At 66.6% G+C, this 19,730-nt stretch carries 16 protein-coding genes; 5 read left to right on the top strand and 11 right to left on the bottom strand.

The genetic code is table 11. From position 1 onward, the window contains the following. The first annotated feature begins 8 nt into the window (after nucleotides 1-8). A complete protein-coding gene (locus DI526_RS05560) occupies nucleotides 9-371 on the top strand; it encodes a cytochrome c family protein (protein WP_304275114.1) in 363 nt (120 codons plus the stop codon). 18 nt (nucleotides 372-389) lie between these two features. Here DI526_RS05560 and DI526_RS05555 read toward each other — a convergent pair whose 3' ends face one another. Continuing rightward, a complete protein-coding gene (locus DI526_RS05555; RefSeq protein WP_304275111.1) occupies nucleotides 390-1,214 on the bottom strand; it encodes a DUF1080 domain-containing protein in 825 nt (274 codons plus the stop codon). Between the two features lie 175 nt (nucleotides 1,215-1,389). Here DI526_RS05555 and DI526_RS05550 point away from each other — a divergent pair, with 175 nt between their 5' ends. Both DI526_RS05550 and DI526_RS05545 read left to right on the top strand, forming a co-directional pair. Continuing rightward, nucleotides 1,390-3,129, top strand: a complete 1,740-nt coding sequence (locus DI526_RS05550; RefSeq protein ID WP_304275108.1) for a GMC family oxidoreductase — start codon at nucleotides 1,390-1,392, stop codon at nucleotides 3,127-3,129. Beyond that, nucleotides 3,129-3,698, top strand: coding sequence for a gluconate 2-dehydrogenase subunit 3 family protein (locus DI526_RS05545; RefSeq protein WP_304275105.1), 570 nt, complete (start codon nucleotides 3,129-3,131; stop codon nucleotides 3,696-3,698). Before DI526_RS05550 ends, DI526_RS05545 begins: the two co-directional genes overlap by 1 nt. A 7-nt stretch (nucleotides 3,699-3,705) precedes the next feature. Here the strand turns inward: DI526_RS05545 and DI526_RS05540 are convergent, their stop codons facing one another. The 7 genes from DI526_RS05540 to DI526_RS05510 form a co-directional block, all read right to left on the bottom strand. Beyond that, nucleotides 3,706-5,061 carry an alginate export family protein gene (locus DI526_RS05540; protein WP_304275103.1) on the bottom strand — a complete coding sequence of 452 codons (1,356 nt, stop codon included), beginning with the start codon at nucleotides 5,059-5,061 and terminating at the stop codon, nucleotides 3,706-3,708. After that, nucleotides 5,058-5,756 (bottom strand): YoaK family protein, encoded by a 699-nt coding sequence (locus DI526_RS05535; RefSeq protein ID WP_304275100.1) that lies wholly within the window; start codon nucleotides 5,754-5,756, stop codon nucleotides 5,058-5,060. Before DI526_RS05535 ends, DI526_RS05540 begins: the two co-directional genes overlap by 4 nt. Further along, the gene (locus DI526_RS05530; protein WP_304275098.1) at nucleotides 5,753-6,178 is read right to left on the bottom strand and encodes a DoxX family protein; all 426 of its coding nucleotides are present in this window, start codon (nucleotides 6,176-6,178) and stop codon (nucleotides 5,753-5,755) included. Before DI526_RS05530 ends, DI526_RS05535 begins: the two co-directional genes overlap by 4 nt. 4 nt (nucleotides 6,179-6,182) lie before the next feature. Beyond that, nucleotides 6,183-8,042 (bottom strand): amidohydrolase, encoded by a 1,860-nt coding sequence (locus DI526_RS05525; protein WP_304275096.1) that lies wholly within the window; start codon nucleotides 8,040-8,042, stop codon nucleotides 6,183-6,185. Between the two features lie 86 nt (nucleotides 8,043-8,128). After that, entirely contained in the window at nucleotides 8,129-8,386 is a 258-nt protein-coding gene (locus DI526_RS05520; protein ID WP_304275093.1) for a DUF1427 family protein, read from the bottom strand. Between the two features lie 65 nt (nucleotides 8,387-8,451). Beyond that, a complete protein-coding gene (locus DI526_RS05515) occupies nucleotides 8,452-9,117 on the bottom strand; it encodes a hydrolase (protein WP_304275091.1) in 666 nt (221 codons plus the stop codon). Nucleotides 9,118-9,426: 309 nt separating this feature from the next. Continuing rightward, the gene (locus tag DI526_RS05510) at nucleotides 9,427-10,263 is read right to left on the bottom strand and encodes an alpha/beta fold hydrolase (RefSeq protein ID WP_304275182.1); all 837 of its coding nucleotides are present in this window, start codon (nucleotides 10,261-10,263) and stop codon (nucleotides 9,427-9,429) included. Between the two features lie 457 nt (nucleotides 10,264-10,720). Between DI526_RS05510 and DI526_RS05505 the strand changes: the two genes are divergently transcribed. Both DI526_RS05505 and DI526_RS05500 read left to right on the top strand, forming a co-directional pair. Next, on the top strand, nucleotides 10,721-13,744 hold the full coding sequence (locus DI526_RS05505; protein WP_304275089.1) for a sensor histidine kinase: 3,024 nt from the start codon (nucleotides 10,721-10,723) through the stop codon (nucleotides 13,742-13,744). Then, nucleotides 13,741-14,364 (top strand): response regulator transcription factor, encoded by a 624-nt coding sequence (locus tag DI526_RS05500; RefSeq protein ID WP_304275087.1) that lies wholly within the window; start codon nucleotides 13,741-13,743, stop codon nucleotides 14,362-14,364. The genes DI526_RS05505 and DI526_RS05500 overlap by 4 nt, the downstream gene beginning before the upstream one ends. A gap of 20 nt (nucleotides 14,365-14,384) precedes the next feature. Here DI526_RS05500 and DI526_RS05495 read toward each other — a convergent pair whose 3' ends face one another. Genes DI526_RS05495 through DI526_RS05485 form a run of 3 tightly spaced genes read right to left on the bottom strand, consistent with a single transcriptional unit; the run spans nucleotide 14,385 to nucleotide 19,638 of the window. Further along, nucleotides 14,385-15,788: a glycoside hydrolase family 30 beta sandwich domain-containing protein gene (locus tag DI526_RS05495; protein WP_304275086.1), complete on the bottom strand. Its 1,404-nt coding sequence runs from the start codon at nucleotides 15,786-15,788 to the stop codon at nucleotides 14,385-14,387. Then, nucleotides 15,788-18,073: a beta-glucosidase gene (locus DI526_RS05490; protein ID WP_304275083.1), complete on the bottom strand. Its 2,286-nt coding sequence runs from the start codon at nucleotides 18,071-18,073 to the stop codon at nucleotides 15,788-15,790. The genes DI526_RS05495 and DI526_RS05490 overlap by 1 nt, the downstream gene beginning before the upstream one ends. Nucleotides 18,074-18,093: 20 nt before the next feature. Continuing rightward, the gene (locus DI526_RS05485; RefSeq protein ID WP_304275081.1) at nucleotides 18,094-19,638 is read right to left on the bottom strand and encodes a tryptophan halogenase family protein; all 1,545 of its coding nucleotides are present in this window, start codon (nucleotides 19,636-19,638) and stop codon (nucleotides 18,094-18,096) included. Between the last annotated feature and the right edge of the window lie 92 nt (nucleotides 19,639-19,730).

The following is a 19,730-nucleotide window of genomic DNA, read 5'->3' as shown; positions in this document are numbered from 1 at the left end:
AGTATCCGATGAAGTTCCTGCTTGCCTTCGCCGCCGTCCTCGCGGGCCTGACCACCAGCGCCGCCGCCGCGCCGCCGTCCGGCGATCAGGTGTTCCAGCAACGCTGCACTGTCTGCCACTCGGTCCAGCCCGCGCCGGGCAAGATGGGGCCGCCTCTGGCCGGCGTCGTCGGCCGCAAGGCTGGCGCCGCGCCCGGCTATGCCTACAGCAGCGCCCTGAAGGCCTCCGGGATCACCTGGACGCCGGACCAGCTGGACGCCTTCTTGAAGGCGCCGGGCAAGGCTGTGCCGGGGACCAAGATGTTGCTGGGCGCCCCGAACCCGGAAGATCGCGCGGCGGTTATCCAATACCTCTCGACGGTGAAGAAGTAGCGCCGTCGCTGACGGCGCCTAGCGCGCCGTCAGCTCCTGAATTTCGATGTCCTTGAACTCGATCGGATGGCCTTCGCTCTGCAGGGCGATGTAGCCTTCCGTCACCCGCTGCGCGCCGCGCGCCATGATATAGGGCTTGGCGCCGTCGGCGACCGTGTCTTCCGGATCCAGCGTGATTTCGGCATAGTGGTGGACGACGACGCCATCGATCTTCTCGAACACCTCGCCGTTCGGACGCACTTCCAGCTCGGCCTTAACCCAGGTTCCGTTCGGGATCGTTGGAGCGTTGGCTGACGGCGTGCAGTGCTCCTTCACCTTCTGGCCGTCGATCGTGATCGTCACGCCTGGCGTGCAGACCGCGGCGGTCGCGCGCCGGCCGTCACCGTCCTTGCCCAGCAACTGGTACTCGACGGAAACCGGGAACGACTGGTTGACCGTCATGCTCTCCGGGCTCTGGCTATGGAACATGACGCCGCTATTGCTGCGGGCCCAGGCAGGCGTGTCGGGCAAGGCTCCGTCCGTCAGGAAGCGGTACGTCAATCGCAGGCGGTAGGCCTTGAACGGCGCCTTGTAGAAGAGGTGGCCGAACTGGCCGTCCATCGTCTTGTAGCCAGCATAGGAGACGCGGATCGCGCCGTTTTCGACGATGAAAGTCTGCTGATAGTTCTCACCCACCGGGTGTTTAGCGATCTTCGGGATCCAGCCATTCAGGCTCTTGCCATCGAACAGCGAACGCCAGGGACCCGCCTTCAGGTCCTGAGCTTGGACAGGCGAAGTCGTGGCGACCAGGCCGAGCGCCATGGCGGCCAGGCTGCAACGCGCAGAACCGGATAAGATGGTCATGACTGGCTTTTCCTCCCTTACGCCCACTTTTCACGATCGAATGTCGAGCTTTCTTGCAATGTAACCCATTTCATGGAAGCCTCCAGGCAAGAATGATGGGTTCCATCCAGAGGTGGCGTCGTGTTGCGTAAGCATGCCGGCGCGGTCTGGCGAGCGGACCGCAAAGGGAGCGAACATGGCCAACCTGAACGGTCGAGCGCGGCGTAAGAACACCTATGACGCCATCGTGGTGGGAAGCGGCATCACCGGCGGGATCGCCGCCAAGGAACTCACGGAGAAGGGCCTGAAGGTTCTGGTGCTTGAGCGTGGGCGCATGGTGCGCCACCTTGAGGACTATCCGACCGCCACCCTCGACCCCTGGCAGACCAAGTACCCCCAGGGGCAGTTGCCGCCCGACGAGCTGGCCGAGCGCTACAAGGTTCAGCGCCGGACGGGCTATACGATGACGGAGTACACCCAGCACTTCTTCGTCCGTGACGACACCAATCCCTACACCGAGACAAACCGGTTCGACTGGATCCGTGGCTATCATGTCGGCGGCCGCTCGCTGACCTGGGGTCGGCAAAGCTATCGCCACAGCCCGATCGACTTCGAAGCCAATGCGCGCGAGGGGATCGGGGTGGATTGGCCGATCCGCTATGAGGACCTGGCGCCGTGGTACGATCATGTCGAGCGCTTCATCGGCGTCTCCGGGCAAGCCGAGGGCCTGCCGCAGCTTCCCGATGGCGTCTACCAGCCGCCAATGGAGATGAACTGCGTCGAGAAGGCGTTCAAGGCCAAGTCCGAGGCGCGCTTCCCCGAGCGGCGGATCACCATGGGCCGCACGGCGCACCTGACGGCGCCGACCGAGGAGCAGCTCAGCCTGGGCAGGACCAAGTGCCAGTACCGCAACATGTGCATGCGGGGCTGTCCGTTCGGCGGCTACTACAGCTCCAACTCCGGCGGGCTGGTGGCGGCCGAACGTACTGGAAATCTCGTGATCCGGCCGAACTCGATCGTCACCGAACTGATCTATGACGAGAAGGCGGGCAAGGCCAGCGGCGTGCGCATTCTCGACGCGACGACTCGCAAGGACGAGGAATTCCACGCCGACGTCATCTTCCTGTGCGCCTCGGCCCTGAACTCGGCCTGGCTGATGATGAATTCGACCAGCTCGCGGTTCCCGAATGGCTTCGGCAACGGCAGCGACCAGCTGGGCCGCAATGTGATGGACCACCATCTGGGTGTCGGCGCCAGCGGCGAGGCCACCGACTTCGCTGACATGTACTACTCGGGACGCCGGCCCAACGGGATCTACGTGCCGCGCTTCCGGAACCTCGGCGACGCGGCGACCAAGCGCTCTGACTACCTGCGCGGCTTCGGCTACCAGGGCGGCGCTTCGCGGGCGGGCTGGGAGCGCGACTTGAGGAAGGCCGGGCGGGGGTTCGGCGCCGATCGCAAGGCCGCCCTCACGCAGCCGGGTCCCTGGAGCATGGGCTTGGGCGGCTTTGGCGAGATCCTCCCCTACGAGGACAACCGCGTCACCCTGAACCGGGACGTGAAGGACGAGTTCGGGCTGCCGACCCTGACCATGAACGTGACCATTCGAGAGAACGAACTGGCCATGCGCAAGGACATGCAGAACGCCGCCGCCGAAATGCTGGAGGCGGCCGGCTTCAAGAACGTTCGCGGCTACGACAACGGTTTCGCGCCTGGGCTGGGGATTCACGAGATGGGCACGGCCCGCATGGGACGTGACCCCAAGACCTCCGTGCTGAACGCCTTCAACCAGGTTCACGAGTGCAAGAACGTCTATGTGACGGACGGCGCGGCCATGACCTCCGCCTCCTGCGTGAACCCGTCGCTGACCTATATGGCGCTGACTGCCAGGGCGGCCGACCACGCGGTGAAGGCTCGCAAGCGGGGAGATCTGTGATGCTGCATCGACGCGACGCCCTGAAGGGCCTGGCGCTTGTCGCCGGGGCGGCGGCCACCGGATGGGCCGGACGCGCGGCCGCCGCGGCCGCGCCGGCCTTGAATTGGACTCCCGCCGCGCTGACCGGTGATCAGGCCCGCCTGGTCGATGTAGTGGCCGAGTTGATCATCCCCGCGACCGACACGCCGGGCGCTCGCGAGGCCGGCGTGCCGCAGTTCATCGACCGCGCCCTGGCGAACTATTGCGACAAGTCCCAGAAGGACTTGCTGATCGGCGGCCTGACGCGGATGGATGCTGACGCCCGCGCCTCACATGGCGACGTCTTCGTCGCGCTGAAGCCCGAGCAACAGGTCGCCATGCTGACCGCCTATGACCAGGAGGCGGCCGTCGCCAAGGGGCAGAATCCCGGCCAGCCGCACTTCTTCGCGGCGTTGGAGGATTGGGTGACGGTCGGCTACTTCACGTCCGAGCCTGGCGCCACGATGGCGTTGAAGTACGACCCCGTGCCCGGCGAGTATCACGGCTGCGTGCCTCTGGCGGAGATCGGGCGCGCCTGGGCGACCCGCTAACGGACCGTCAGAACCTGAACTGAGCGAAGAGCACCGCAAGGTTCGTGGCTTTGCCGCCCAGCGCTCGCACGGCGGGGCCGGCGTCTTGTCGCGCCAGCTGCCCCTGAAGTTTCAGGTTGCGGCTCACCTGCCAGCTCGCGTCCAGCTGTAAGGTGTCGCCGACGTCCTTGGACTGGCCGCGACGCGCCGCGGCGAACGGAACGAGCGGCTGCAGGTAGATGGCGTCCGCGTTCGTCGCCAGGCGATGCAGCGTATAGCTGGCCTCGACGGTGACGGCCTTCGACGGCGCGGCGCCAATACTGGTGCGCAGGGCGGCGAGGTTCCCCCAGCTGAAGAGGCCCGTCTCGTTAAAGTAGGCGCCCTTCGGGAACATCGGATTGAAGGTCCCAAGCCGCCCGTCCGCCGCATTCCGATCGCCGGATCCAATGTCCAACCTCAGGCCCAGGCGCGGCCTCCAAGGCTGTTCCAGCGTGTAGCCGCCCCCCGCAGACGCGGCGAAAGCGCGGATGCGTCGGCCGGCGAAGCGACCGCCTTGCGCGACGCCCTCGACCTCGTAGTCGACCTGGCCCTCGGTTCCCGAGAGTCTCGCGCCGAGGCTGGTCCGGCGTTCGTCGCCGGTGATTGTCCCGAAGCGGACAGTGTCCCGTTCAAGTTCCATGGCGTAAAGATCCAGGGTCTGGCGGGGCGAAAGTCGCGTCGAAGCATAGACGCCGTAGAAGCGTTGGGTGCGGCTGCGGGTGTCGTCGAAGGCTCCGGTCGAGATAACGACGGGCTGGAGATAGAAGGCGTCCAGCTTCAACGCGCCTTGCGTACGGGTGACGCGGAGCCCGTCGAAGCTTTGGCGAATGTTCGGCGCCTCGCGCACGGCGACGAACCGCTGGGTCGCGTTGAGCTGGAGCTCTTGCCGACCCAGGCGCAGGCGCCAGCCGGCGGCCGGCGCGACGTCGACGAACAGCGCCTGGGCGTCCACGCCGTCGCGATCGGTGGCGGCGGGTTTGTCCTTCTTGCCGTAATCTCGGTGCAGGCCAAGCTCGCCATAGACCCTGAAAGCCTGTCCCAGGTGCAGGTCGCTGCTCAGCAGCAGCCGGCCCAGAGCGAAGGTGTCGGTCTGCGCGCCCCCCAGACCGAAGCGCGGCGTGTCGACGGCGTCCACGCGCAGGCGGGCTTCGCCACCGAAACTGAGATAGGCGTCGCCTCCAAGGGGAAGGTAGCGCAGCGGATCCAGTCCGGTGCGATCGGCGACCTTGCGCAGATAGCCATAGTCCTCGTCGGACCGCACGAGCTTGAAAGCCGGCGGCTCGGACGCTTGGGCGGCGCCAGCACTCGCCAGCACAGCCAGCAAGAAGGATGTAGCCAGCTTCACGATCGCTCTCCACGCAGCGCGTGCAGCACCGCCAAGACGGCGACTATGGCGACACCCAGCGCCAGGCTCCAGGGCCCAGCAAACAGCACGCCCAGCGCGCCGCCCATGGCGCCGAGGGCGAACGCAAGCACGGGCGGCCAGGTCTTGCGGATCCGCGCTTTCAGCGCGTCGTCTGGTCGTCCGCGCGCCGCCATCAGATCGACGATGTCGATGGCCATCTGCGTGACGTTGCCGGTCATCATGGTCGTGGGCGCCAGATGGGCGAAGACGACGCGGGCGGCCACGTTTTGCACGGCCATGGCGACGACCCCGACCAGACCGGCCAGCATGACGGCGGGCGCGTTGGCGTCGGCGGCGGGCAGGGCGCGAGCCGTGAGAATCATGAAGACCAACAACAGGACCGCCTGCAGCGCCAGGACCAGCACCTCGCACGGCTGCCCCTTGGCGTTGCGCCAGCGGATCAGGGCGTAGGTGGCCGTGGCGGTCCCGATGAACACCGGCAGGGCCAGCAGCTTGGTCGTCAGGCCGCTGGCGTCGCCGGCCAAGCCGACGCCCAGCATGACGATATTGCCGGTGGCGTGGGCGACGAACAGGCCAAACAGCAGCACGAAGCCGATCACGTCGATGTAGCCGCCGACGAAGGCCATGCTCATGCTGGTCACGCCTGCCAGACGAACGGGGCGCTGGGCGCTCACGCGACGCGCTCCCGACGATCAAGCAACGCGACCAGGACGAAGCCGCCGATCAGGCCGATGTGTTCGACGAAGGCGTTCATGGCCATGAAGCGGTCCTGGCCTGCGGGCATCGTCCAGAAGGCGTTGGCCTTGATGGCCGCCAACAGGGTGAAGACGCCAAGCATCCCCGCGCCCAGCCATAGCCAGCGACGGGTCAGGATCAGCAACGGCCCGACGATCTCGACGACGATGGTCAAAACGGCCCAGAAGGCCGGCGGCGCCATGCCAAAGTGGGCCTGCTCCGCCACCGCGCCGGGGAAGTCGGCGGCCTTGACGACCGCGCCCAGCAGATAGGCGCTCACCAGGGCCAGGCGGGCCAGGGACGCCGTCGGCGGCCAGTCGAGGATGGTCGCGACGAAGCGCGGGGTTTCTCGCGAGCGCATCACCTCATACCGCCCAGCAGCCGCAGCCCATGGCGCCCCAGAACGAGCGCGCGTCGGACGTGGGCGCTTCGCGGGCGTAGGCCGCCGCGTGGTCGTGGCCGTGGACGTTGCAGCTGCTGGCGCAGCCGCAGGCCGAGGCAATGGCCCGCGCATGGCCGCGCGAGCGGTCCTGATAGCCACCGAAGGTGCGCACCGGGGACCAATCAGGCATCGGCGGCGGCAAGACCGGCGCGAGCTTGCCAAAGTCGCCTTCGCCGTGGACCACCCGGCCGCCCAGCAGGGTCAGCACCGACGACAGGTGCGGGATCTCGTCTTCCGGCACGGTCAGATAGTCGTCACTGAGCACGGCGAGGTCGGCCAGCTGGCCTACGGCGATCTGGCCCTTCTTGCCTTCCTCGTTGGAGAACCAGGTGTTGGCGGTCGTCCAAAGGCGCAGGGCTTCCTCGCGATCGACGCGGTTGGTCGGCGGATAGAGACGCGTGCCGCCCACCGTCTTGCCGGTCACCAGCCAGTTCAGCGAGACCCACGGATTGTAGCTGGCGACGCGGGTGGCGTCGGTGCCGGCGCCGACTGGGATCCCGGCCTGCAGCATCTTGCCGATCGGGGGCGTGGCCTCGGCGGCCTTAGCCCCGTAGCGCTCCATGAAGTACTCGCCCTGATAGGTCATGCGATGCTGTACGGCGATGCCGCCGCCCAGGGCGGCGATCCGGTCGATGTTGCGGTCGCTGATCGTCTCGGCGTGGTCGAAGAACCAGTGCAGGCCGTCGAACGGCATGTCGCGGTTGACCTTCTCGTAGACGTCCAGAGCACGCGAGATCGTCTCGTCGTAGGTGGCGTGCAGCCGCCAGGGCCAGCGGTTCTCGACTAGGTGGCGGATCACCGGCTCGAGATCACTCTCCATGTTCGGCGGCATTTCGGGCCGCGCGACGCGGAAGTCCTCGAAGTCGGCGGCGCTGTAGACCAGCATCTCGCCCGCGCCATTGTGGCGGTACTTGTCGTCGCCCTGGCCGGGCTTGACCTGCTTGGACCAGGTCTGGAAGTCCGACAGCTCGGCCTTGGGCTTCTGGGTGAAGAGATTGTAGCTGATCCGCAGGGTCAGCTGGTCGTCAGCGTGGAGCTTCTCGATGATCTCGTAGTCGTCGGGATAGTTCTGGAAGCCGCCGCCGGCGTCGATCACGCCGGTCACGCCCAGGCGGTTCATCTCGCGCATGAAGTGGCGGGTGGAGTTCAGCTGGTATTCGGGCGGCAGCTTGGGGCCCTTGGCCAGGGTGGCGTAGAGGATCGTGGCGTTGGGCTGGGCCAGAAGCAGGCCGGTCGGCTCGCCCGAGGCGTCGCGCTGGATCTCGCCGCCGGGCGGATTGGGGGTGTCCTTGGTGTAGCCGACGGCGTGCAGGGCGGCGCGGTTGAGCAGGGCGCGGTCGTAGAGGTGGAGGATGAACACCGGCGTCTCGGGCGCGGCGGCGTTGATCTCGTCCAGGGTAGGCAGGCGCTTTTCGGTGAACTGATGCTCGGTGAAGCCGCCGACCACGCGCACCCACTGGGGCGGCGGAGTGTTGGCCGCTTGTTTCTTCAGCATGGCCATGGCGTCGGCCAGGGTCGGCACGCCATCCCAGCGCAGCTCCATGTTGTAGTTCAGCCCGCCACGGATGATGTGCATGTGGCTGTCGATCAGGCCCGGGATCACCCGGCGGCCCTTCAGGTCGATGATCGTCGGGTTCGGGCCGGCGGCGGCGCGGACCTCGCCCTCCTCGCCGACGGCGGCGAACTTGCCGTCGCGGATCAGGGCGGCGTCCGCGCGCGGATTGGAGCGATCGAGGGTCGTGAACTTGCCATTGATGAGCAGCAGATCGGCTTGGGCGGACATGGGACCGGACCTCCGAGGATCAGCGAGAAGGGGATTAGGAAGGAGCGCCGCGCCCAGGGCTAGCGCCTGGCGGCGGTTGAGGGGCGTCATGCTTGGTCTTCGGGCGTCTTGGCGTCGACGTGAGGGCCGAGCACCCGTCCCGCGCAGTCGGACGATTGTAGATAGGCGCTGACCGGCGCCTTGGTCAGCAGGCGCTTGGCGATCGGGACGGCCTGCTCGCCCAACAGCATGCCCAGCAGACCCAGTAGGGCGATGGCGGGCGGGGCGGGCGAGCGGACGCCCATCAGGGAATAGAGGACGCCGACGAGCAGGCCAGCGCCGAGCGACAGCAGATAGGGCTTCATGACGGCGGTCCTGTCGGGGAGGAAGGGTGGGGCGGAGCCATGGGGACCCCGCCCCGGAACGGGCGTCAGGCCGAGGCGTGACCTTCCGACGCGCCGAACATCGTCTTGGCGTAGATGATGCCGAGGCCGTAGCCGCCGCCGAACGTCTTGGCCACGCCGGTCGTGATGTCATACGTCTCGGAACGCGCCCAATCGCGTTGCAGCTCAAGCAGATATTGCAGCGAAGTCATCGGCTGGGCGCCGGCCTGGACCATGCGGGTGACGGCGCGTTCGTGGGCCTCGGTCGAGACGTCGCCGCAGGCGTCGGTGATCACGAAGACCTCGAAGCCCTGTTCCAGCGCCGACAGGGCGGGACCGACGATGCAGACCGACGTCCAGAGACCGGCGAGCACGATCCGCGACTTGCCGATGGCGTTGACCTCGGCGATCACCGGAGCGTCCTCCCAGGTGTTCATCGAGGTGCGGTCCAGCAGCCGCTTGCCCGGGAACGGGGCGGTGACTTCTGAGAACATCGGACCCGAGAAGCTCTTCTCGGCCACGGTCGTGAGAATGGTCGAAACGCCGAAGCCGGCGGCGCTGCTGGCCACCAGCGCAGCATTAGTGCGCAGCAGGCTGGCGTCGATGGACTTGGTGGCGAACGCCATCTGCGACTGGAAGTCGATCATGATCAGCGTGTGATCGGCCGGCGTCAGGAGACGAGCGCCAGGGATGGCCTTGGCTTGGAGGGTCATGGTCTTGGTCCTTTGAAGTTTGGCGGGCCGTGCCCCGAGCCGCCGTGTCGGTGTCTGATGGGGAGACTGTGCCGCTGTCCGCCTGGCTCATAAATGGAAATGAACGAAACTCATCATTTCCATTTCATGCACTTTTCAGGACGAATACCCGCATCCGAGACGCGGGCCTCCAATCGTCCGAAGAGGACGCCTTCAGGCGTCCGGATGGTGACGAGCCCAAGCACGAGCCAAGGTCCGCCGTCACGCGCGCAAGCGTGTTCTACCGTTCGGGTAGGGCCTGCTTGGCGCATGACGGCGTCCCCAAGTTCGCTACGCCTTAAAGAAGGCGAGCAGGTCAGCGTTGATGACGTCGGCCTGGGTGGTCGCCATGCCGTGTGGGAAGCCTGGATAGGTGATCAGCTTGCCAAGCTTGAGCAGCTTGATCGCCAGACGGGCGCTGGCGTCGATCGGCACGACCTGGTCGTCCTCGCCGTGGAGCACCAGCACCGGCACGTCGATCTTCTTGAGGTCCTCGGTGAAGTCGGTTTCCGAGAACGCTTTCACGCAGTCGTAGAGCGGCTTCACGCCAGCCTGCATCCCCTGGCGCCACCAGTTGTCGATGACGCCTTCAGAGACCTTCGCACCCGGACGGTTGAAGCCGTAGAACGGACCGGCGGCGACGTCGCGGAAGAATTGGGCGCGGTTGAAGGCGGTGCCATTGCGGAAGCCGTCGAAAACTTCGATCGGAAGCCCGCCGGGATTGGCGGCTGTCTTGAGCATGATCGGCGTCACGGCGCCCACCAGCACCGCCTTGCCGACGCGACCGGGCTTGGCGCGGGCGACGTAGTGAGCGACTTCGCCGCCGCCGGTCGAATGGCCGACATGGAACGCGTTCTTAAGGTCGAGATGGTCGGTCAGGGCCGCGACGTCGGCGGCGTAGGTGTCCATCTCGTTGCCCGTGTCGGTCTGGGTCGAACGACCATGCCCGCGACGGTCATGGGCGATGACCCGATATCCCTTCAACAAAAAGAACATCATCTGGTTGTCCCAGTCGTCCGCCGACAAGGGCCAGCCGTGGTGGAACACGATCGGCTGGGCGGTCTTGGGGCCCCAGTCCTTGTAGTAGATCTGCACGCCATCCTTGGTCGTGACGTAGCCGCTGCTCATGTCGTGGGTTCCTTTGGCTTGGGTGGACGGCGCGGGCTTCGCCAGCGCCATGGAAACGGACGGCAGAGCCGCCAGGGCCGCGGCGCCGACGCCGGCGACGAGAACGTGGCGCCGGGTGGCGTCCGCGTTTTCTGGGTCTTGATCAGTCATCTTGGTCCCTCGGGGAGAAGGTCGGAGCTGGATGGAAAAAGCCGCGGCGATCAGGCCCAGACGACACGCAAGGATGTCGGGGGTCTTGTCGGCATTGGTCGTTCTTGCCGCCAAGCGTCTCGCGATGGGGGGATAGGGTAAATCTCGGGCGGGTTAGGCGGCGATGACACCCTTGGGCGGCAGATCTTCACCAGAATGGCGCTCGCCGGCTCACCGCTCCCAAAAGGGTGGGCTTGATCTAGCTCGATCGATATTGAATGCCTTGCGGGTCAGAGCTTAGGCATGACGCTTGGGACAGAAGGCGGTCATGGCGCACGCGGTTGCAAGGATTGGCTGGGCGGCCCTGTTCGCCGCTTTTCTGCTGACGTCGCCAGTGCTGGCGCTGGACCCGCAGCGCGCGATCGCACAATACAAGCACACCCGATGGACGGTCGAGGACGGCGCGCCTGGCGCGATCGAGGACCTCGCCCAGACGCCCGACGGATATCTTTGGCTGGGTACGCCGCTGGGCCTTTATCGCTTCGACGGCGTTGCGTTCGAACCCGTCAGGCCACAGCGGCCAAAGACCTACACCCTGAATGATCGCGTCGTTCGACTGATGGTCACGCGAAGCGGCGCGCTGTGGGTCGGCTACGAAAGGGGCGGCGTGGCTGTCCTGGAGAAGGGGCAGATCAAGCTTCTCTTCGATCCTAGGATTTTCCAGTTCACGGTCGTTTCCCTGGCTGAAGGCCGAGACGGCGCCATCTGGGCGACCACCTCCAATCCTAAGGCCAAGCTGGTCAGGTTCTCGAACGGCGCCTGGCAGATCCTGGATTCCCTCATCGATATGCCCGACGCCGTCGATTGGGTGTTCGTCGCGCGCGACGGCGCGGTCTGGATATGTGGGTCGGGCCGCTTGGCCCGCATGCGCCCGGGCGAGGCGCGCTTCACCACGATCCAGTCCGGCTTCGTCGAAGAGGTCGCCCTGGCGCAGGACGCGCAGGGCCGCCTTTGGGCCGCCGACGCAAGAGGTTTGCGGATTGTCGAAGGGCAGGGCGCGGGGCGGATAGACTACCGACTGCCAACGACCAGCCGCCAGACGCGCATATTCTTTGATCGCGACAACAGCCTATGGGGGGCGAGGCACCCTGACGGCGTCTTCCGGATCCGGCCAGGACAGGACGGCGCGGCCTCGCCTGAGGTTGAGTCGTTCTCGGCCAAGCAGGGGCTCACCTCCGACATGGCCTACAGGGCTTTGGAGGATCGGGAAGGCAACATCTGGGTCGCCACCGTTGGCGGCTTGGACAGGTTCCGCCCCGCCGCCATTGCGCCGGAGCCGGTTGTGCCCACCAGTTCGCCTTATGGCTACGGGGTGTTCGCGAGCAAGGGGGGCGTGGTCTACATCCATGACAGCGACACGCTGTACCGCGCCTTGCCCGGCCAACCACTGAGGCCGTTGATCCGGCGCCTCGGCCCGTTCACCTCGATGTGCGACGCGCCCGACGGCGGCCTTTGGATGGGGTTGGGAACCGAGGTCTTGCGCGTCGACGGTGATCGGGTCACCCGCCTGCCGCCGCCGCCTTTCCCCAATGTGCAGGTAACAGCGTGCGCGATGGACGCGGGCGGGGCGCTTTGGGGCGCAGGCTTTATCGGCGGCCTCGTCAAGTGGGACGGGCGGACCTGGACCCACACCATGCCTCCGCAGTTGGGCCGAGCGGTCACCGCCCTGCTGGCGGATTCTCGCGGCCGCATCATCGCCGACGGGGGACGGGAAGCGGTGCTTATCGACGGCCCCAAGGTCATGACGATCAAGACCACGCCGCGTTCCCAGCGCGGTGGGACCATGCCCATGGCCAACGGTCCGCTAGGCGTGATCTCCGGCAGCGATTTTGGCCTGACACGGTTTCGCGAAACAGGGTCGCAATTCATCTCCCGCGATCGGTTCCCCTTTATCGGGCTGAGCCATGGCCTGGCGCAGACATCGACGGAGACATGGCTGCTCGGCGCCGCCGGTCTCGTGCGCATGCGCAACGCCGACCTGGATCGCGCCTTTGCCGACCCGGCCGCCGGCCTGCCGGCCCGTATCTATGACCTCAAGGACGGGCTGCCGGGTCCGGCGTCATACAAGTACCGCGCCGATCTGGCGGTGGGCGGCGATGGCCGCGTCTGGGTGGCCACGACAGCAGGGATCGCCTCGCTTGATCCCTCTCGAGCGCCTTTCAACACCGTGCCGCCGCCGGTTTCCATCAAGGCTGTCTGGGTGGACGGGAAGCGCGCGCCGGAAGGCACGGTTGTCCGGCTTCCAAAGGGCGCTCGGTCGGTGCAGATCGACTATATCGGCCTGAGCCTGTCGACGCCGGAGCGCGTGCGCTTCCGCTACCGTCTCGAGGGCGTTGACGACGACTGGATCGACGCTGGCGGACGCCGGCAAGCCTTCTACGCCAACCTCAAGCCGGGCGAGTACGTGTTTCGCGTCCGCGCGGCGAACGCTGACGGGGTCTGGAACGAGGACGGCGCCAGCGTTGCGCTCGCGCTTCCTCCCACCCTGCTGCAGAGCTGGCCGTTCCAGGTGCTTTGCGTGGCGCTAGGCCTCGCGCTGCTGACACTCGTCTTCCAATGGCGAATGCGGCAACTGAGCGAGCGCCTCCACGCTCGCCTGCGAGAACGGATCGCCGAGCGTGAGCGCATCGCGCGCGAACTTCACGACACGCTTTTGCAGGGCGTGCAGGGCTTGATCCTCACCTTCCAGTCCGCGGCGCGGCAAGTGCCCCCTGATCTTCCAGCGCGCGGTCAGCTCGAGCGCGCGCTCGACCGCGCTGAGGCGGTGGTCGTCGAGGCCCGTGACCGCGTTCGCAGTCTTCGCGTCACGGCGGGCGGTGATCTGATGACGACCCTGCGAGACGTCGTCCAGTCGATGCGGTCCGCGGACACCACGGAGGTCGTGACAACCGCGGTGGGCAGACCGATTGATCTACACCCCCTGGTCCTGGACGAGGTCGAGCGTATCGTCGTCGAGGCCTTGTTCAACGCTCACCGTCATGCGCATGCGTCGCGCATTGAAGTGATCGTGACCTTCGAAAGAAAGCGCCTGCGGATAAACATCCGGGATGACGGGGTCGGCATCGAGCCGGCGATCCTGGAAGTCGGCGGTCGCGATGGTCATTTCGGCTTGGCTGGCATGCGCGAACGCGCTCTGAAGATTCGGGCTAGCCTTGTCGTTCATAGCCGTCCAGGGGAAGGGACGGATGTGGAACTGGTGACGCCGGGCGGTGTGGCCTATGCGCGTCGCCGCAGCTGGCCGCGCTTGCTGGCCGGCCTGACGGCCGCCAAGGGGGAGAACGTGACGCGATGAGCCGCACCTTGTCGGTTCTGATTGTCGATGACCATCCGCTGCTGCGTGAGGGCGTCGCCGCCGTGCTTCAGGCCGAACAGGACATTGAGGTCGTCGGCCAAGCCGCGGATGGCCATGACGCCGTCGACCAGTTTCAGCGACTGCGCCCTGACGTCGTGCTGATGGACCTGCAGATGCCCGGCATGGATGGTGTCCAAGCGATCGGCGCCATCCGGTCCATCGCGCCCGATGCGCGGATCATCGTGCTGACGACCTATGCGGGGGATGTCCGCGCCCTCAGCGCCTTGCGGGCCGGCGCGAGCGGTTATCTGCTGAAGAGCAGTCTGCGACGCGAGCTGATCGACACCATCCGCGCGGTGATCGGCGGACAACGCTATCTGCATCCGGAGGTCGCCCACGACATCGCCGTCAACGCGATCGCCGACGCGCTGAGCGATCGCGAGACGGATGTGCTGCGGTATGTCGCTCGTGGCGCAGCCAACAAGGAGATCGCCCGCGCTTTGCGCCTTTCCGAAGACACGGTGAAGGGCCACATGCGCAGCATCTTCGCCAAGCTGGACGTGACCGATCGAACCCAGGCGGTCACCGTCGCGCATCGCCGCGGCATCATCGCGCTATAGTCTCAGAGCCATAAGCCCGTTCACCACTGGAAGGTGGCGGCGGACCTCGCGGGCAACGAGGCCTTGAACCGCTCGCCCGCGTCCCCGATGGCGAAGGCTGTGGGCTGTTGGCCGACATTCAGCACGATCAGCACCCGGCCGCCATCAGGGTTCTTGAACGCCACGGTTCGCAGATCGCCCAACTTGGCGGGGGAGCCGATCCGCACCGCGCCAGGCTTTACGAAGCGGCTGGCGTGGCCGAAGGCATAGTACTCCTGAGTGCGCGTGACCGCCCCCGTTTGGCTGTCGATCGTCACGACGGGACGGCAGTCGCCGCAACCGCCCTTATGCGGTCCGTACTTCTCATCGAGCGCCAGGTTCCACATCAGCACGCCACGAGAGCCGCCGCGCGTCGAGCCGATGATCAGGTTCTCCATCATCCAGGAGAAACTGTCGTCGAACTTCGGCGCGAACTCGCCACCGGAACACTCGGTGAGGAACATCTCCTTGTCCGGATGCGCCGCCCGCACAGGCTCCTGCGCCGAGACGTCGCCCATGTAGCAGTGCCAGGCGACGCCCGCGAGGAAGGCGTTGGCCTTGGGATCGGCCAGCACCGTCATCGGCTGTTCCGGCTTGTCCCAGTTGTGGTCCCAGTCGAGGACCTTGGTGGTGATCTTCTCGCGCTTGAACACCGGCGCCAGGTTCTCGCCGAAGAAGCGCGCGCGGCCCTCGGGCCTCCAGCGCATTCCCGGATAGTTGTCCGGCTCGAAGTCCGGCTCGTTCTGGATGCTGAGATAGTCAACCGGTACGCCGATCTTCTCGGCCCCCTTGATGTAGCGGGCGAAGAAGTCGGCGTAGACCGGATAGGCCTCGGGCTTCAGTTCGCCTTTGACCAGAGACCCCGTCGTTTTCATCCACGCCGGGGCGCTCCAAGGCGAGTGCATGACCTTCAGGTTCGGATTGATCTTCAGCGCCGCGCGGACAGTCGGGAAGACGAACTGCTCGGGCCGCGTCAGCGAGAAGTGCTCCAGCGTTGGATCAGGCGCACCCTCTGGCGTCTCGTCCAAGCTGTAGTGGTCCAGCGAGAAATCCGAGGCTCCGATCGTGACGCGGGTGAAGCTGAAGCCAAGGCCGCCATTGGCGCGGCCGAATAGCTCGCGCAGCAGTTGATCGCGCTGCGCTGGGCTCATCCGGTTCTGGATCAGCCAGGCCGACGCGTCGGTGATCGCCGCGCCAAACCCCACGATCGTCTGATGGCGTTCCTGAGCGTCCACCGAAATCAGGGGGAGGCCTTTGACGGCCTCTGCGGACACGGGGCCAGACGAGGGATGGGCGGCCATCAACTGGCTCTTGTCACCGGTTGTCACCCAGGCTTGCAGCTTGGGCGCGGCGGCGGCCGGAAAGGCCACGGCCAGAGCGACGAGGGCGGTGCGGAGCGTACGCATCAGGGCTTCCGCGACCAGGCCTTCAGAGTGGCCCTGCCAGTCAGGACCGGCTCGCCGGCGTTGCGGCCGACATAGAGCGGATAGCTGCCCGCCGCGATCGTCCAGCCAGGTTTGGACACATCGTAGTCGGCCAGGATGCGCGGCTCGACCTTCAGGGTCACGCGTTGGGTCTGGCCTGGGGCGAGGTCGACCTTCTGGAAGCCCGCCAGCCTTACCATAGGTTTGCGCTTGCCGGCGCTGACGTAGAGCTGGGGCGTGTCGGCGCCGGCGACCTTGCCGGTGTTTGTGACATCGAAACTGACCGTCAGGCCGGCCGAGTCCTCGACCTTGAGGTTCTTGTAGGCGAACGAGGTGTAGGAGAGACCGTAGCCGAACGGATAGAGCGGCGTGCGCTTCTCCTGAGCGTACCAGCGATAGCCGACGGCGGCGCCTTCGACATACTTCACCGGGAAGCCCTTGCTGCCGGGCACGTTCTGGCCGGCGCGGCGAGCTTCGTCGATCGCGGCCTGCTCGGCGAAGCCCGGCGCGCTCGCGCGCGGCGCCTGGTCTGCCGACCTGGGGAAGGTCATGGCCAGGCGACCTGACGGATTGACCTCGCCGAACAGCAGGCGAGCGATCGCCTGGCCGCCGCGCTGGCCCGGATACCAGGCCTGCAGCACCGCACCGACGCGGTCCAGCCACGGCATCAGCACCGGGCCGCCGGTCTCCAGCACCACGATGGCGTTCTTGTTGGCGGCCGCCACGGCGTCGATCAGAGCGTCCTGGTTGTCGGGCAAGGCGATCGAGGGCGCGTCCTGGGCTTCGGTCTGCCAGTGCCAGGCGAAGACGATGGCGACGTCGGCGTCCTTGACGGCGGCCGCGGCGGCGGCCGGGTCCTTGCCGTCGACATAGACTACCTGCGCGCCCGGCGCGGCGGCCTTGATCGCCTCCAGCGGCGAGGACGCGTGCCAGGTGACGCGGACGAACGAAGCCGCCTCGCCGCCGTCTAGCGGGATCTCGACCGGCGCGCCGCCGACGGAGCGCACCTGGGACGAGCCGCCGCCCGACAGCACGCCGACGTCGGCGTGGGCGCCGATCAGGACGATCTTCTTGGCCGTCTTGGCAAGCGGCAGCAGGCTGCGGTCGTTCTTCAGCAGCACCGAGCCGCGTTCGGCCACGGCCTGGGCGACCTTGGCGTGGGCGTCGTAGTCGATGGGCTGGGCCGTGCTCGGCGTGGGATTGTCCATCAGGCCCGAGGAGATCACGGCATGCAGGATGCGGCGGACCATGTCGTCGACACGCGCCCGACTGACCTCGCCCCTGGCGACGGCCGCCTTGAGGTCGTCGCCGAAGAAGATCTGGGTGTCCAGCTCCTGGCCCGACTGCTGGTCGAGGCCGGCGAGCGCGGCCTTGACCGTGCTATGCACCGCGCCCCAGTCGGACATGACGAAGCCTGGATAGTTCCAGTCGCGCTTGAGGACCTTGTTTAGCAGGAAGTCGTTCTGACAGGCCCAGTCGCCGTTGACCTTGTTGTAGGCGCACATGACCGAGGCGGGATTGCTCTTCTCGATGGCGATCTGGAAGGCCAGCAGGTCGCTTTCACGCAGATCCGCCTCGCCGATCTGGGCGTCCATCACGTGGCGGCCTGTCTCCTGGGCGTTCAAGGCGAAGTGCTTGATCGTCGAGACGATGTGGTTGCTCTGCACGCCCTTGATCGACTCGCCGGCCATTTCGCCAGCCAGCAGCGGGTCTTCGCCGAGATATTCGAAATTGCGGCCGGCCCACGGATCGCGGGTCAGGTTCACCCCGCCGGCCAACAAGACGTTGAAGGTCTTGGCGCGCGCCTCGGCGCCGATCATCGCGCCGCCGGCGTAGGCCAGTTTCGGCTCAAAGGTCGAGGCGAGCGCGAGGCCGGAGGGCAGGGCGGTGGCGACGTCGCCCTTGCGTTGCTCCACCTGATTGGCGACGCCGAGGCTGGCGTCGCTCTCGCGCAGAGTGGGAATCTTCAGCCGCGGCACGCCGGGAACATAGCCGGCCGACGGAATCATGTCGGCGGGCGCGGGCCTGGTGTTGGGCGGGAAGAGGCCATGCAAGTACGTGATCTTCTCGTCCAGGGTCATCTGCTTGACGAGCGCGTCGGCCCGGGCCCACGCCGGATCGTTGACCCGGGGAGCCAGGGGCGCGCTGTCCTTGGTCGGCGTGACCTCGGCGACGGCGCTCGCGACCGGAGCGAGTGAAAGCAACGCCACGGCGGCGCTAGTCCGGCACAGGATCCGCAGCGCGGAAGAAGGCTGGGCGGTCGTCATGGCGTTACTCCGTGCCATCGTCAGGGGGTGGGAACGAGCAGCGTGGCGGCCTGCAGCGCCGCCGGAGACGGCGCTTCGCAGGTCCGGGCCACGAACTCGGCGTGGCTGGGCATGACGGCGAGGCATTTGCCGATCACCGTCTCGATGTTGCGAAGGTACTGGGCGATGGCCTCGTCGGACTGGACGCGCACCAGCGGGTCGTAGCCCCGCGGGATGACGCCCTGGCCCAAGAACACCTGGATCCAGCTCTCCTCGGTGAAGAGTTCGTCGTCTTCTCGGAAGACACGGCCGTTGGCGCGGAACAGGTCCATCTTCCGCTGCAGCGTCGCGGGGACGACCATGTCGCGGCAGTGGCGCCAGAAGGCGGTGTCGTCGCGCTCGGTGGCCTTGTAGTGCAGGATGATGAAGTCGCGGACCCGCTCGTATTCGAAGTCGGTCTGGCGGTTGAACTCGTCGATCGTCGCCTGATCGAAGCCGGCGTCCGGCAACAGGCGGACCATGCGGATCACCGACGACTGGATCAGGTGCAGGCTGGTCGACTCCAGCGGCTCCATGAAGCCGGCGGCCAGGCCCACGGCCACGCAGTTCTTGTTCCAGATCTTCCTGCGCTTGCCGGTTGCGAAGCGGATGCGCAGCGGATCGGCTCGTTGGGCGCCGTCCAGGTTGGATAGCAGGACGCGCTCGGCGTCGTCGTCGTCGATGAAGCGGCTGCAGTAGACGTGGCCGTTGCCGGTTCGGTGCTGCAAAGGTATCCGCCACTGCCAGCCGGCGTCGTGGGCGGTCGAGCGGGTATAGGGCGTGAAGTTCTCGGAACGCTCGGAGGGGACCGCAATGGCGCGGTCGCAGGGCAGCCAGTGCGTCCAGTCCTCGTAGCCGGTTTTGAGGGCCTGCTCGATGATCAGCCCCCGGAAGCCCGAGCAATCGATGAAGAAGTCGGCCTCGATCGTCTCGCCATCGTCCAGAGTGACAGATTGAACGAAGCCATCGTCGGGGCGAAGGGCGACATCGACGATCTTGCCCTCTCTGCGCTTGACGCCGCGCGCCTGGGCGTAGGTAGACAGGTGCTTGGCGTAGAGGCCGGCGTCGAAGTGGAAGGCGTGGGCGATATGGCCGATCGGGGATTCGCTCATGTCCCCGCGGGCGCGCATGAACTTGTCGCTCAGCGCCATGGCGTTGTTGATCGCAAGATTGTCGAACGGCGGAGCCTGGCCCAGCTCGCGCATGCGAAGCCAATACTGATGGGCCCGCAACCAACCCAGATCCTGGCCGATCACGCCGAAGCCGTGCAGGTAGCTCTCGCCCCTACGCCACCAGTTGCGGAATTGGATGCCCAGCTTGAACGAGCCTTGCGTCTTGCGCAGGAAGTCGTCCTCATCGAGGCCAAGCAGTTCGTTGAACTTCTTGATCGCGGGAATGGTCGCTTCGCCGACGCCGATCGTGCCGATCTGCTCGGACTCGACCAAAACGATCTCGTAGAGGCCTTGGAACAGACGCGCGCAGAGCGCCGCCGTCATCCAGCCGGCCGATCCGCCGCCGGCGATCAGTATCTTCTTGAGCGGTTGCAACCACCCGCCTCCCGTTTTGGTCAAAGGTCGGGGCCGCTGGCTGTGCGGCCCCGCCTCCGATGGTTCTAGTGGACGTCCCCGCCGCAAAGGGG

This window comes from Caulobacter segnis (assembly GCF_003243465.1).
Lineage (GTDB): Bacteria > Pseudomonadota > Alphaproteobacteria > Caulobacterales > Caulobacteraceae > Caulobacter > Caulobacter segnis_A.
The sequence above is the reverse complement of the archived record's forward strand: the minus strand, read 5'-3'. Positions and strand labels throughout refer to the sequence as shown.

Bases quoted from the DNA above. Each gene is read 5' to 3' on its own strand.
- DI526_RS05550 (WP_304275108.1), top strand. From the start codon at position 1,390: ATGGCCAACCTGAACGGTCGAGCGCGGCGTAAGAACACCTATGACGCC.
- DI526_RS05520 (WP_304275093.1), bottom strand. From the start codon at position 8,386: ATGAAGCCCTATCTGCTGTCGCTCGGCGCTGGCCTGCTCGTCGGCGTC.
- DI526_RS05510 (WP_304275182.1), bottom strand. From the start codon at position 10,263: ATGAGCAGCGGCTACGTCACGACCAAGGATGGCGTGCAGATCTACTAC.
- DI526_RS05560 (WP_304275114.1), top strand. From the start codon at position 9: ATGAAGTTCCTGCTTGCCTTCGCCGCCGTCCTCGCGGGCCTGACCACC.
- DI526_RS05515 (WP_304275091.1), bottom strand. From the start codon at position 9,117: ATGACCCTCCAAGCCAAGGCCATCCCTGGCGCTCGTCTCCTGACGCCG.
- DI526_RS05500 (WP_304275087.1), top strand. From the start codon at position 13,741: ATGAGCCGCACCTTGTCGGTTCTGATTGTCGATGACCATCCGCTGCTG.
- DI526_RS05505 (WP_304275089.1), top strand. From the start codon at position 10,721: ATGGCGCACGCGGTTGCAAGGATTGGCTGGGCGGCCCTGTTCGCCGCT.
- DI526_RS05495 (WP_304275086.1), bottom strand. From the start codon at position 15,788: ATGCGTACGCTCCGCACCGCCCTCGTCGCTCTGGCCGTGGCCTTTCCG.
- DI526_RS05530 (WP_304275098.1), bottom strand. From the start codon at position 6,178: ATGCGCTCGCGAGAAACCCCGCGCTTCGTCGCGACCATCCTCGACTGG.
- DI526_RS05490 (WP_304275083.1), bottom strand. From the start codon at position 18,073: ATGACGACCGCCCAGCCTTCTTCCGCGCTGCGGATCCTGTGCCGGACT.
- DI526_RS05525 (WP_304275096.1), bottom strand. From the start codon at position 8,042: ATGTCCGCCCAAGCCGATCTGCTGCTCATCAATGGCAAGTTCACGACC.
- DI526_RS05545 (WP_304275105.1), top strand. From the start codon at position 3,129: ATGCTGCATCGACGCGACGCCCTGAAGGGCCTGGCGCTTGTCGCCGGG.
- DI526_RS05555 (WP_304275111.1), bottom strand. From the start codon at position 1,214: ATGACCATCTTATCCGGTTCTGCGCGTTGCAGCCTGGCCGCCATGGCG.